Source organism: Myxococcales bacterium (genome assembly GCA_016717005.1).
Lineage (GTDB): Bacteria > Myxococcota_A > Polyangia > Haliangiales > Haliangiaceae > UBA2376.
Genome location: JADJUF010000001.1, coordinates 570,582 through 583,573, shown reverse-complemented (window position 1 = coordinate 583,573; position 12,992 = coordinate 570,582). Strand labels below are relative to the sequence as shown.

The window sequence follows — 12,992 nt, the reverse complement described above, 5'->3', positions numbered from 1 at the left end:
TGGTAGCGTTGGAGCACGCATGGCCACCGATCCCAAGGAAACTCAAGAGCTGGCCCACGCCGAGGTCGCGACCGAGGCCACCGACGGCGTCGAGACCCGGCAGCTGTACCTGCGCGACGGCCGCACGCTGACGGTGTCGGGCCAGGCGACCGAGGAGCTGGTCGAGATCCACGCGTCGTCGGGCATGCTCGAGCTCCGCATCAAGATGACCGAGCAAGGCCCGATCCTGCAGATGGAGAGCGTGCGGCTCCAGCTCAAGGCGACCGAGTCGGTCGACATCGAGACCAAGCAGTTCACCGTCAAGGCCGAGCAGTCGGCCATGATCGAGTCCGGCGGCGAGATCCGCCTGGCCGGCGAGGCCGACGTCCGCGTCGACGCCAACGGCGAGGTCCACGTCAAGGGCAAGATGATCTACCTGAACTGAACGGTATTTTTGGGGAGGGCTGTCGCCAGCCTGTACCGTTGGGGAGGGCTGTCGCCATCCCTCCCCTCGATCCCGGCAGAGCCGGGATCGAGCCTCCCCTCCGAGACGCGTGACCTCGAGCGCAACAGATTCAGCGGACCGCCGACGAGATCCGCAACGGCCGATTCAGCCAGCCTCCGAGACCGACGAGAACTTCCGAGACGCGCGACCTCGAGCGCTGCAGATTCAGCGATCCGCCGACGAGATCCGCGACGGGCGCTTCAGCGAACCACCGAGACCTCCCCTCCGAGACGCAGCAGATTCAGCGACTGACCGACGAGATCCGCGACCTCGATCAACCGCTGACCCGACGCGCGACGACTGATGAACAGCGACCCGTCCTGATCGCACCTACCTGAGGACGACCCCCATGCCACCTGCCGCCCGCAAGACCGACAACGTCCTCCACGACAGCCCGCACTGTCACGCGCCGATCCATCCGCCGGCGCCGGTGCCGACGCCGGTGCCGCATCCGCCGATCCCGCACGCGATCATCTCGGCGACCCAGCCGACGATCAAGATCGTCAACCTCGAGGCGGCGACGGTCACGAGCATCACCAAGGTGTGCACGCTGCCGTCGTGCGTGCCCAACGGCCCGGGCATGGTGGCCAAGGGCAGCACGAGCGTGATCATGAGCGGGCTGCCGGCGGCCCGCGTGGGCGACATGGTGTCCTGGACCGGGTGCGTCGCGCCGATCCCGAGCCCGACCGGCAAGATCATCCCGCCGGGCGCGCCGACCGTCATCATCGGCGGCTAGGGCCTGGCCACCTGGCGTGCTGACGACGCACCTCGAGCGGCTGGGCCTGGTGTGCCCGAGCTGCCGCGCCTACGGCCGCCCGGCGCCGCGGCTCGAGCTCGGGACGATCGTGCAGGTCGACACCGGCCCGGCCGGTGATGACCTGATCGAGGGCGTGCTGGTGTGCCCGGCGTGCATGCGCGAGCACCCGATCCTCGATGGCATCGTCGTCGCCGTCGCTAACATCGGCAGCTGGACCGAGCACCAGCTCGACGCGGTCATGCGCCGCCACGACCTGTCGCCGTTCATGGAGAGCATGCTCGGCGACGCCGCCGGCCGCGGCGGCAGCTTCGATCGCGAGCGCCACGATCTGTCGACCTACGGCACCTCGCACTGGGGCGATCTCGACCGCGCGCAGCCGCTGGGCCGCGAGGGCTCGCTGGCCGCGCTGCTCGAGACCGCCGCCGGGCTCTTGCCGACGCCGCCGACCGGCCTGTGGCTCGACACCGGCTGCGCGGTGGCGCGCGGCACGCTCGAGCTCGCCGCCGCCGGCGCCGAGCTGGTGGTCGGGGTCGATCTCAACATGTCGATGCTGCGCCGGGCCGAGCAGGCGCGGCGGACCGGGCACATCACCTGGCCGCGGCGCCGGGTCGGGCAGGTGTTCGACACCGCGACCGCCGCGACCGACGAGCTGCCCCGGGAGCGGGTCGCGTTCGTGTGCGCCGACGTCGGCACGCTGCCGTTCGCCGACGCCACCTTCGCCGGGGCGCTGTCGCTCAACGTCCTCGACTGCGTGCCGTCGCCGGTCGTGCACCTGATCGAGCTGGGGCGGGTCCTCGTCGACGCCGGCGCCGCGCTCTTGTCGACGCCGTACGACTGGACCACGACCGCCGCCGCGATGGAGCACTGGATCGGCGGGCACTCGCAGCGCGGCGATCACCAGGGCTCGAGCGAGGCCGAGCTGCGGCGCCTGCTGTCGCCGGAGCTGCGGACCGGCATCGACACCGGCCTGACCATCGCCGACGAGCTCGAGGCGGTGCCGTGGCACCTGACGCTCAACGCCCGCTCGGTGATGCACTACCAGCTGCACCTGCTACGGCTGGCGCGGACCGCGCGGACGTAGCGCGGGCTGACGCTAGCCCGCGGCGGCGAGCTGATCGACGTGGTCCAGCGCCGCGGTCTGCTCGTCGGGCGGGGCCTCGCCGGTGCGCGCCTGGTACATGCGCCGGCGCAGCGCGGTGAAGCGATCGAAGTACTCGGCGATGTCGTCGTTGGTCAGGTCGGGCAGGGTCAGGATCGACGCCCGGTGGTTGGCCGGCCGGGTCAGGTAGTCGTCGGGCAGGTAGCCCTTGTCCTTGCACACCTTGAACAGCGCGGTGCCGGGGTACGGGTAGAACACGAAGTAGCCGAAGTCGAGGACGTCGAGCTCCTCGGCCAGGTCGAGCGTCTGCTGCAGATCGGCCCGGGTCTCGCCCGGCAGGCCCAGCATGAAGTTGCAGGTCAGCATGATGCCGGCGTCGCGGGTCCACTGGAACACGTCGCGGAAGCGCTGGTTGGTGACCTGGCGATCCATGATCTCGCGGCGCACGCGCTCGCTGCCGCTCTCGACGCCGTAGGTGATCATCTTGCAGCCGGCCGCGGCCAGCATGTGCAGCATCTTCTCGTTGACGGTCTCGACCCGCGCGTGCAGCGAGAACGGCGCGCCCAGCTCCTCGCCGTAGCGGCGGCAGAACTCGCGCACCCAGCCGTGGTTGATCGTGAAGGTGTCGTCGAGGAAGATCACGTAGCCGAGCCGGCCGGCGGCGCGCAGCGCGTGCAGCTCGGCCAGGACGTTGTCGTGGCTGCGGCGGCGGCCGTACTCGCCGGCGCCGGCCTCGTCGTAGAGCTGGTTGTACATGCGCGCCGCGCAGTAGGTGCACGGGAACGGGCAGCCGCGCTGCGTGCACATGTGCACCGTGCCGAGCGGCTCGTCGAGCACGTCGCGCGCCGCGAACGGCAGCGCGTCGAGCGGCTCGAACGGCGGCCGCAGGCCCGGCCGCGGGCGGTCGCGCTTCCACAGGTTGGCGATGCGCCAGGTCGGCTTGCCGGCGGCCAGCGCGGTGACCAGCTCGAGCAGCGCCTCCTCGCCCTCGCCGAGGCACGCGAAGTCGAAGCCGGGCGTGGCCAGCACCTGCTCGGGGGCGAAGGTCGGGTGCAGGCCGCCCGCGACGACCGGCACCGCCGCCAGGTCCGGATCGGCGCGCAGGCAGCCGACCAGGTGGGCCCCGCGCAGCCACTGCCGGGTGGTCAGCGACAGCGCCAGGAGCTCGGGGCCGGCGGCGCGCACCGCCGCGACCACCTCGTCGTCGGACATGACCACCGTCGCCCGGACGAAGGCGACCTCGTGGCCGTGCTGGCGCAGGTACGCCGCGAGGAAGCCGGGGCCGATCGACGCGACCGACCACGACCGCTCGGTGTCGACCTCGACGAAGACCACCCGCATCGGCGCAGTCTATCAGCGAACGGTGGCGCGGAGGAGGTCGGCCTCGAGCGGGTCGCCGGGGGCGCGTGGCACGACGGCGCTGCGTGGGTGGTGGGCGTGGCGGGGGGCCCAGCGCGCGTCGGGGGTGACCAGCGACAGGGCCCAGGCCCGGCGCGGTCGGGGCGCGGTGTTGCGCGGTGACCGGTGCAGCAGCAGGGTGTGGTGGGCGATCGCGTGGCCGGCGGCGGTCGGCGCCGGCAGGCCAGGTTGGTCGTCGGGCACCACCAGCGGCGGCAAGGCCGCGCGCGGATCGTCGTCCTCCCAGATGCCCCACGCCGCACGGTACTCGCCGGCGGTGTGGGTGCCGAGCAGGTAGTACAGGCAGCCGTTGGCGGGGTCGCAGTCGTCGAGCGCGATCCACAGCGTGCAGCCGTCGGGGCGATCGAGCGGCAGGTACGAGTAGTCCTGGTGCCAGGCCATGTCGTCGCCGCCGGGCGGCTTCCACAAGAGGTGCTCGTGGAACAGCACCAGCTCGGCCACGCCGATCGCCCGGGCCGCCGTCTGGGCGATCGCCGGCACCAGCGCCGCCAGCGCCGGCGCGCGCCGCCAGCCGTCGTGGACGATCGTCGCGTACGGGCCGGTCGTGCCGATCGGCAACAGCTCGTCGAAGGCCGCGCGCGCGATCGCGAGCTGATCGTCATCGAGCACCCGCCCGAGCGCGGCGGCGCCGGTGACGGCGAACGCGGCGCGCGGGTCGCCGTCGGCGTCGGGCCACGCGGGCGAGGTCTGCACGAGCCGAGCGTACACCGTCGCGCCGCGCGGGCGCTGTGGCATGATCGCGCGATGCGGGTCGTGGTGAGCCAGTACGAGGGCATCGACGCGACGCCGGTGCTGCCGCTGGCGGCGGGCGTGCTGGTGGCCACGATCCGCGCCGACCCCGAGCTCGCGGCCGCGACCACGCTCGCGGTCGAGGTCGTGCGCCAGCCGATCGCGGCGGCGGTGGCGGCCCTGGCCGACCCCGACGTGCTGGGCCTGTCGCTGTACCCGTGGAACGCGACCTACGCGCTGGCGGTGGCCGCGGCCGCGCGCGCCGCGCACCCGGCGGCGCTGATCGTCGTCGGCGGACCGTCGGTGCCGCGGCGGCCGGCCCAGGCCCGGGCGTTCCTCGACGCGCACCCGGCGGTCGACGTGCTGGTGCTGGCCGAGGGCGAGGTCACGTTCCGCGAGCTGGTGCGCGCGCGCCTGCACGGCCGCGACCTCGCGCACCTGCCGGGCGTGGTCGTGCGGGCCGCCGGCGGCGCGCACCTGGTCACGGCGCCGCCCGCGCGCGTGCTCGACCTGGCGGCGACCGGCTCGCCGTTCCTCGACGGCACCTTCGACGAGCTGTGGGCCCGGCACCGCGAGCGGTTCGCGATGGTGCTGCTCGAGACCAACCGCGGCTGCCCGTTCTCGTGCACGTTCTGCGACTGGTCGCTGACCAAGAAGGTGGTCGAGTTTCCGCTGGCGCGGGTCGAGGCCGAGCTGGCGTGGGTCGCGGCCCACGGCCTCACCCACCTGATGCTGGCCGACGCCAACTTCGGCATCCGGCCGCGCGACACCCAGATCGCGCGGATGATCGCCGACCTGCGCCGCCGCACCGGCCGCCCGGCCAGCTTCTACTTCTACCTGACCAAGAACGATCACGCCCGCAACCTCGAGACCATCGACATCCTCCACGGCGCCGACATCGGCACCTGGGTCGGGCTCGCGGTCCAGGACTTCGACGACGGGGTCCTCGCCGCGGTCGAGCGCGACAACATCCAGACCGGCGAGGCCCGCGCGCTGCGCGAGATCTGCGGCGCCCGCGGCATCCCGACGTTCAACGAGCTGATCCTCGGCCTGCCGGGCCAGACCTACGCGTCGTTCACGCACACCCTGGCCGAGGCCACGCCGCCGTGGTCGCGCCACGACTTCGTCTTGTTCCTGTGCCGGCTGATCGACAACGCCGAGCTGGGCTCGCCGGCGTCGCGGGCGCAGCACGGGCTCGAGACCCGGATCTGCCGCTGGACCACCTCGACCGGCGTCGACGCGATCGTCGACGAGGTCCAGGAGGTCGTGGTCGCGACCAAGGATCTGCCGCTGGCCGAGTGGCGCCGCGCCTACGCGTGCGCGTTCCTGACCGCGGCGCTCTACAACCTGCGGCTGGCGCGGGTGGTCCTGTACGCGGCGGCCGACGGGCTCGGCGGTGGTCGCCGCGAGCTGCTGGCGGCGCTGGCCGAGGAGCTCACGATCGCGGCGCCGGGGTCGGTCTACGCCGAGCTCGGGGCCGTCGTCGAGCGCTACGCGGCGGCGCTGCTGGCCGGCGAGCCGTTCGTGCTGCCGTCGCCCGACGCCGAGCCCGGCGCGGCGCCGGTGCCGGTCGACGACGCGATCGCGATCGCGGCGCTGGCGCGCTACGACGGGTTCCTGGCCGAGACCGAGGCGGTCGTGCGGCGCGTGCGCGGCCTGGCGCCGTCGACGACCGACGTCGTGGCCGAGGCGGTCGAGCTGCAGCGGCTGATCACCCCGCGCTTCGGCGACGCCGCGCCGCGCACGCGCGCGTTCGCGCACGCGTGGCCGGCGTACCTGGCGGCGGCGACCGCGGGCGCGGCCCCGGCGCCGGCGCCGACGGTCGTGACGTTCACGCCGCCGAGCTACGTCGGCGTCGCCAGCTTCGCGGCGTTCGTCACGACCCACCTCGGCGTGCTCCGCACGCGGCTCGCGGTCGGCGAGCTGATCACCGACGCGCCGACGGCCACGCCCGCGGTCGCGCCGGTCGCGCGGCCGCCGCGGCTGGTGGTGCTGCCGGCCAGCGGCTGATCACGGGATCGGGCCGAGGTCGCTCCACCACCGATCGCGCACGCGCTGGCGATACGCGACCAGGTTGGCGTGGGCCGCGACCGCGCGGCGGTGGCCGCTGTCGACCGGGAAGCCGAGGATGCCCTCGAGGAACGCGTAGATCGTGCAGTCGACCGTGCGGAGCGTGTCGCCGAGCAAGAACGGGCGCTCGCCGAGCAACGTCGCGATCGCCGCCCAGTCGTCGGCGATCATCGCCGCGGCCTCGTCGCGGGACCGGCGGCCGGTGCCCTGGGCGACGGTCATCTTGCGGACCTTGCGGCGGATGATCGGCAGCGCCAGCCGGAGCGGGGCCGGCAGCACCGCCTTCATCTCGGCCGCGACCACCGGCCAGCCGTCGGGCTCGACCCAGCGCATGCGCACGCTCAGGAAGTAGGTGCCCTCCTCGAGGGTCCGCCGCGCGACCCGCGCCAGCGCGCGCTCGCCGTCGGTCAGGCCGGCGTCGAGCGGGGCGGCCGCGCGCCGCTCGAGCTCGTCGATGATGAGCTGGGAGTCGGTCAGGACCTCGCCGTCGAGCTCGACGTACGGGATCTTGCCGCACAGCGCGCCCGGCAGGTTGGCCGGCGCCACCTGGTAGGGCGTGCTGGTGGCGCGCAGGTAGGTCTCGAGCTTGCCGCAGAACGGGCTCATGTTGGGCGTGCCCCAGGCTCGCCGCGGCGGCTGTCGCAAGATCAGATCGGCCATCGGGGCGATCAGCGCCCGGCCGGCGGCCGCGGTCAAGCGGCGGGGTCCGGCAGACCCGCGCATCGGCGCAGGTGGGTCGGCGCGGGCCCAGCGGTGGCGCGCGATCGCTCGCTGGAGGCCTTGCGCGCTGGCCCCGGCCTTGCTCATCGTCGCGGCCATGAAGTCTGTCGCGCTCCTGTCCGCCCTGCTGCTCACCACCGCCGTCGCCTGCAAGAAGAAGGAGGGCGACAAGCCCGGCGCGGCGCCCAAGCCGACCGAGCCCGCGGCGGCGCCGGTCGCGGCGGCCGAGCCCACGCCGCCGCCGGCGCCGACCTACTCGCCGGCGGCCGCCAAGGCGCTGGTGTCCGAGATGGTCAAGTGCTCGAGCGACTACGGCTGCGCGCCGCTCGACACGCTGGTCGGCTTCGGCGCCCAGGCCGCGCCCGAGGTGCTGAGCCTCGCCGTCGACGCCACCGCGACCAAGGACGCGCGCGGCCTGGCCGCGACCGTGCTCACCAAGATCAAGGCGCCCGACGCCGGCCTCCCGCTGATCGCGGCGGCCAGCGCGATCACCGACGACTCGATGCTGCAGAGCGATCTGTACGAGGCGGCCGGCGCCTCGGGCGGCCAGCCGGTGTTCGACGCGCTGATCGCCGAGTACGCCAAGGCGAGCGCCTCGCTCGACGACGATCGCGACATCCCGCTGCGCCGCGGCCTGCGCGCGTTCCCGGCCGAGAGCGTGGCCTGGGTCAAGGCCAACCTGCCCAAGGCCAAGGATCACTTCTCGTCCTACGCCGACCTGATCACCGACAGCGCCACCGCCGCCGACGTGCCGACGATCGTCGAGTTGCTCGGCACCACCAAGGAGCTGATGGCGCGCCACCGGCTCGCGGCCAAGGCCATCGAGCTCGGCGACCCCGCCCACTTCGACGTGTTCGTCGTCGGGCTGAAGTCCAAGGATCAGTACGACCGCTCGGACGCCGCCAACTTCCTCAAGGACATCGCCGATCAGGCGCCCGACGCGCTCAAGCCGGAGCTGATCGAGCTGCTCCAGAAGGGCAAGGCCGGCGACGCCGGCGGCCTGACGGCGATGGGCTACGACGGCGCGCTCAAGAAGCTCGGCGCCCAGTGATCGCCGCGCGCTGGCGCGGTCACGGGATGCGCAGGAGCTTGTGGGTCTGCAGCGACACGCGCCACGGCGGGTGGTCGCGGCAGTAGGCGACGCAGGCGGCGGTCGTGGCCGCGCGCTCGTCGCCGTCGCGCGGCTGCAGGAAGTAGTGGCGGAAGGGCAGGGCGACGAGCCGCGCGGGATCGACCTCGGCCGGCTGGCCCGGCTGCGGGTACACCAGCTTGAGCTCGTCGCCGCCGGCCACCACCAGCGCCGCGCCGGCCTTGGGGCTCACGCACACCCAGTCGACGCCGGCGGGGATGGGCTGGGTGCCGTTGGTCTCGATCGCGATCTCGAACCCGCGCGCGTGCAGCGCGTCGATCAGCGCGGCGTCGAGCTGCAGCAGCGGCTCGCCGCCGGTGCACACGACGAAGGCGTGGGCGCCGCGATCGCCCCAGGCCGCGGCCGCCGCGTCGGCGAGCTGGTCGGCGGTGGCGAACCGCCCGCCGCCGCCGCCGTCGGTGCCGACGAAGTCGGTGTCGCACCAGGCCGCGCAGCCGCCGGCGCCCCGCGCGCGATCCTCGGCCCGCCCCGACCACAGGTTGCACCCGGTGAAGCGCACGAACACCGCGGCGCGCCCGGCGTGGGCGCCCTCGCCCTGCAGCGTGAGGAACAGCTCCTTGACCGCGTACACGGCGCCACCGTAGTCGACGTCGCCGCCGCTGTCACCTGACCGCGACCGGGGCGCGCGCCGGGCGTCCGCGATCACTGCTGCAGGCACATGATCTTGTGGGCGGCGTTGTCGCAGGTGGTGATGCCGCCCGAGGTGGTGTAGTTCGCGAACGCGGTGGCGGTGCGCGTCGACGCCGCCAGCCCGACCGCGCCGAACACCGTGTTGGCGACCGTCGACCAGCCGGTGCAGCTGGTGCCGGTCCCGGCGGTCTGCACGGTCGCGGCGCCGGCCCACGTGCGGTCGAAGCCGTAGCCGCGCGCGGCGGTGACGTTGAGCGCGGCGTCCCAGAAGGTCGGCGGGCCGGCCGCGGCGCCGCCGAGGAAGCCAGCGGCGGTGGGCGCCAGCACGACGTCGTCGACGCGCGCCCACGGGTTGCCCGCGGTCGAGAACCGCGACGCCGCCGACGCGCCGGTGGTCGCGAGCAGCGCCCGGAACGAGCCGGTGAGGCCGGCCGCGGACGCCTCGCTGGCGCACAGCACGTCGGCGCCGGCCAGGCCGCCGTTGGGCAGCCACGCCGCGCTCGACACGAACGCTCGCCGGACCGCGGTCGCCGGCGGCGGCGCCACCGTGGCGGTCCGGTCGACGCCGAAGCAGTACAGGTGCTGGCTGCCAGTGCACGCGCCGCCGCCGTTCTGGGTCCAGCCGCTGGTGCCGTACTCGTTGAAGCCGATCGACGCGCTGAGCCCGGCGGTGGTCCCGTCGGTCCAGTTGGTGCACGCCGTGCCCGAGAGCACGCCCGACGACGAGGTCCCGGTCCACACCGTCGAGCCCACGATGTTGCCGCCGCGCTCGTTGATCACCAGCGGGTAGAAGATCCGTCCGGAGGTCAGATCCGCGACGGTGTTGACGAACGGCTTGCCGTCGACGCGGACCCAGCCCGACGCGGGCGCCAGCCGGCTCGAGGCGTTGACGGTCGAGGTCGACAGCCACGCGCGGTAGGTGCCAGCGAGGTTGACCGCGGTGGCCGCGGCCTGGCAGATGGCGTCGGCGCCGGCGAGGCCGCCGAGGTTGCCGGTCCGGGTGGTGGAGGTCACGAACGCGAAGTTCGGCGGCGGCCCGAACGTGGCGGTGGCCGTGACCGCGCCGGTGACCGTGATGACGCACGGGCCGGTGCCGGTGCAGCCCGCGCCCGACCAGCCGTTGAACGTGTGGCCGCCGGCCGACGGCGTCGCCGTGAGCGTGATCGTCGAGGCGTAGTCGGTCGGGCGGGCGCAGGTGCCCGGGCAGCTGATGCCGCTCGGGCTCGAGGTGACGGTGCCGGTCCCGGCCCCGGCCACGGCCGCGGTCACGGTGTACTGGCGCAGCGTGAACCGCGGGCTGATCGTGGTCGCGGCGGCGATCGTCACGACGCAGGTGCCGGTGCCGCTGCAGCCGCTGGTGGCCGGCCAGCCGTCGAAGGTCGCGCCGGCGCCGCCCGAGGCGGTCAGCGTGACCGTCGTGCCGTGGTCGTAGAGCTCGGCGCAGTCGGTGCCGCAGTTGATCCCGGCCGGCGCCGAGGTGATCGAGGCGTAGGCGGCGCCGGTGCCGAGCGGCGCCAGCGTCAAGGTGTAGCGGTCGAGCGTGAACGTCGCGGTCACGGTGGTCGAGCTGGTGAGCGTGACGGTGCACCCGCCGACGCCGCTGCAGCCGCCGCCGGCCCAGCCGGTGAACGTCGAGCCGGTCGCCGGCGCCGCGGTCAGCGTGATCATCTGGCCAGCGTTGAACGACGAGGTACACGTGGCGCCGCAGGCGATGCCCGCCGGCGTCGACGTGACGGTGCCGGCGCCGGTGCCGGTCTTGCTCACCGACAGGGCCAGGCTGTTGATCGTGAAGATCGCGCCGACCGAGCGCGCCTGGTCCATCGTGACCACGCACGCCCCGACGCCGCTGCACGCGCCGGTCCAGCCGGTGAACGCCGAGGTGCCACCGGCGGTCGCGGTGAGCGCGACCATCGTCCCGTGGTCGTAGGTGGCGGCGCACGTCGCGCCGCACGCGATGCCGACCGGGTTCGACGTGATCGTGCCGGCGCCGGTGCCGCTGACGCTGGCGGTCAGCACGTACTGCCGCAGCGTGAACTGCGCGGCCACGGTCTTGGCCGCGTCCATGGTCACCGTGCACGCGCCGGTGCCGGTGCAGCCGCCGCCGGTCCAGCCGGCGAACGTCGACGACGGGTCCGGGGCCGCGGTCAGCGTGACCATCGCGTTGGCGCTGTAGGTCTCGTCGCAGTCGGCGCCGCAGCTGATGCCGGCCGGCGCCGAGGTCACGGTGCCGGTCCCGGTGCCGGTGCGGGTCACGACCAGCGTGTAGTTGAGCGCGAAGGCCGCGTTGATCGTGACGTCGGCGCGGACGTTGAACGTGCACGGCCCGGTGCCGGTGCAGGTGCCGCCGCTCCAGCCCACGAACAGCGACGAGCCGGTCGGGGTCGCGGTCAGGGTGATCGGCGTGTCGTACGCGACCGTGGCGGTGCACCCGGGCGGGCAGCTGAGCCCGAGCGAGGCCGGGCTCGCGGTCACGGTCCCGGCGCCGTTGCCCACCAGCGCCGTGGTCACGGTGAAGGTGACCGGCGCGAAGGACGCGGTCACCGAGGTGGCCGCCGCCAGGGTCAGGGTGCAGGTCGGCTGGTTGCCGGTGCAGGCGCCGGTCCAGCCGGCGAAGTTGTTGCCGGCGTCGGCGGTGGCGGTCAGGGTGACCTGGCTGCCCGCGGGGAAGCTGGCGCTGCAGGTGGCGCCGCAGCTGATGCCGGCCGGGGTCGAGGTGACGGTGCCGGCGCCGGTCGCGGCCACCGTCAGGGGCACCGGCTCGGCGCCGTCGGGCGACGGGCCGTCGGGCGGATCGCCCATGCCGTCGACGCTCGCGTCGGGCGCCATCGGCGCGTCGGAGATCGGGGGAGTGACCTGACCGCACGCGGCCAGGGCCAGCACGGCGACGAGGGAGACGAGGTACGGGCGCATGTCACCTGAATAGAGCGACCACCCACCCCGATGTGACACGCGAATCAGACCTCGGAACCGGAATCGGAACCCGAGCCGGAACCGGAACCGGAGCCGGAATCGGAACCGGAACCGGAACCGGAACCGGAACCGGAACCGGAACCGGAACCGGAACCGGAGCCGGAACCGGAACCGGAACCGGAACCGGAACCGGAACCGGAACCGGAACCGGAACCGGAACCGGAACCGGAACCGGAACCGGAACCGGAACCGGAACCGGAGCCGGAACCGGAACCGGAACCGGAACCGGAATCGGAGCCGGATCCGGAATCAGCCGGGCGCGCCCAGATAGCCCAGGACCAGCACCGACGCGTGCCGCTGCACCGCCTCGGCCCGCGCCGGCGGCAGGTCGATCGACGCGTGGATCAAGGCCTCGACCGCCTCGACCATCACCAGCGCCGCGGTGGCCTCGTCGCCGGCGAACCGGTGCTGGTCGCCGCGGGCCCGGAGCAGATCCTCGACCACCGCCCGCGAGCGCTCGCTGGTGTCGTGCAGGATCGTCAGCGCGCCGACCCGCGGGATCTGCTCGTGCAGCACCCGGTGCAGCGCCGGATCGACCAGGTGGGCCGCGAACAGCGCGTCGATGATCGCGGGGATGGCCTCGGCGAAGGGGCGCGCGATCGCGGCGGTCAGGTGGTCGGTGAACACCGCCCACATCTGGGCGTCGTGGCGCTCGATCAGCGCGTGGACCAGCGCCTGCTTGTTGGGGAAGTACTGGTAGAGCGAGCCGACGCTGACGCCCGCGACCTCGGCGACGCGGTTGGTCGTGGTGTCGTCGTAGCCGTGCTTGCGCAGCACCCGCGCGGCCGCGTCGACGATCGCGTCGACCATCGCCTTCGAGCGCGCCTGCTGCGGCTGCTTGCGGGCCGGGGCCTTGCGCGCCGGGGCCTTGCGGACGGCCGGCGGCGTCTGAACACGAGTAGATGCTCGCATCCTCGCAGCGTGCGCGCGAGCCGGCGCGCGGTCAAGGCGAACGCGAGCGCGG

Annotated in this window: 11 protein-coding genes; 5 read left to right on the top strand and 6 right to left on the bottom strand. The window is 73.8% G+C overall.

Annotated features, from left to right (window positions below; all coding sequences use genetic code 11):
- The first annotated feature begins 19 nt into the window (after window positions 1-19).
- The 3 genes from IPL61_02470 (at window position 20) to IPL61_02460 (ending at window position 2,322) form a co-directional block, all read left to right on the top strand.
- Window positions 20-424 (top strand): hypothetical protein, encoded by a 405-nt coding sequence (locus tag IPL61_02470; GenBank protein ID MBK9030199.1) that lies wholly within the window; start codon window positions 20-22, stop codon window positions 422-424.
- Between the two features lie 409 nt (window positions 425-833).
- The gene (locus tag IPL61_02465; GenBank protein MBK9030198.1) at window positions 834-1,220 is read left to right on the top strand and encodes a PAAR domain-containing protein; all 387 of its coding nucleotides are present in this window, start codon (window positions 834-836) and stop codon (window positions 1,218-1,220) included.
- 16 nt (window positions 1,221-1,236) lie between these two features.
- Window positions 1,237-2,322 carry a methyltransferase domain-containing protein gene (locus tag IPL61_02460; protein MBK9030197.1) on the top strand — a complete coding sequence of 362 codons (1,086 nt, stop codon included), beginning with the start codon at window positions 1,237-1,239 and terminating at the stop codon, window positions 2,320-2,322.
- Between the two features lie 12 nt (window positions 2,323-2,334).
- Here IPL61_02460 and IPL61_02455 read toward each other — a convergent pair whose 3' ends face one another.
- Both IPL61_02455 and IPL61_02450 read right to left on the bottom strand, forming a co-directional pair.
- On the bottom strand, window positions 2,335-3,681 hold the full coding sequence (locus tag IPL61_02455) for a B12-binding domain-containing radical SAM protein (GenBank protein ID MBK9030196.1): 1,347 nt from the start codon (window positions 3,679-3,681) through the stop codon (window positions 2,335-2,337).
- A 12-nt stretch (window positions 3,682-3,693) separates the two neighbouring features.
- Window positions 3,694-4,452, bottom strand: a complete 759-nt coding sequence (locus tag IPL61_02450; GenBank protein MBK9030195.1) for a phytanoyl-CoA dioxygenase family protein — start codon at window positions 4,450-4,452, stop codon at window positions 3,694-3,696.
- 51 nt (window positions 4,453-4,503) lie between these two features.
- Between IPL61_02450 and IPL61_02445 the strand changes: the two genes are divergently transcribed.
- The gene (locus IPL61_02445) at window positions 4,504-6,498 is read left to right on the top strand and encodes a cobalamin-dependent protein (GenBank protein ID MBK9030194.1); all 1,995 of its coding nucleotides are present in this window, start codon (window positions 4,504-4,506) and stop codon (window positions 6,496-6,498) included.
- Here the strand turns inward: IPL61_02445 and IPL61_02440 are convergent, their stop codons facing one another.
- On the bottom strand, window positions 6,499-7,254 hold the full coding sequence (locus tag IPL61_02440) for a glutathione S-transferase family protein (protein ID MBK9030193.1): 756 nt from the start codon (window positions 7,252-7,254) through the stop codon (window positions 6,499-6,501).
- Window positions 7,255-7,375: 121 nt separating this feature from the next.
- On the opposite strand from IPL61_02440, the gene IPL61_02435 reads away from it, so the two are divergent.
- Window positions 7,376-8,329 (top strand): hypothetical protein, encoded by a 954-nt coding sequence (locus tag IPL61_02435; protein ID MBK9030192.1) that lies wholly within the window; start codon window positions 7,376-7,378, stop codon window positions 8,327-8,329.
- Window positions 8,330-8,348: 19 nt separating this feature from the next.
- On the opposite strand, the gene queE is transcribed toward IPL61_02435, so the two are convergent.
- The 3 genes from queE to IPL61_02420 all read right to left on the bottom strand — a co-directional run bounded on the left by queE (window position 8,349) and on the right by IPL61_02420 (window position 12,940).
- The gene (gene queE / locus IPL61_02430; protein MBK9030191.1) at window positions 8,349-8,999 is read right to left on the bottom strand and encodes a 7-carboxy-7-deazaguanine synthase; all 651 of its coding nucleotides are present in this window, start codon (window positions 8,997-8,999) and stop codon (window positions 8,349-8,351) included.
- A 71-nt stretch (window positions 9,000-9,070) separates the two neighbouring features.
- Window positions 9,071-11,968, bottom strand: coding sequence for an InlB B-repeat-containing protein (locus tag IPL61_02425; protein ID MBK9030190.1), 2,898 nt, complete (start codon window positions 11,966-11,968; stop codon window positions 9,071-9,073).
- 309 nt (window positions 11,969-12,277) lie between these two features.
- Window positions 12,278-12,940 carry a TetR family transcriptional regulator gene (locus tag IPL61_02420; GenBank protein MBK9030189.1) on the bottom strand — a complete coding sequence of 221 codons (663 nt, stop codon included), beginning with the start codon at window positions 12,938-12,940 and terminating at the stop codon, window positions 12,278-12,280.
- Window positions 12,941-12,992: the final 52 nt, after the last annotated feature.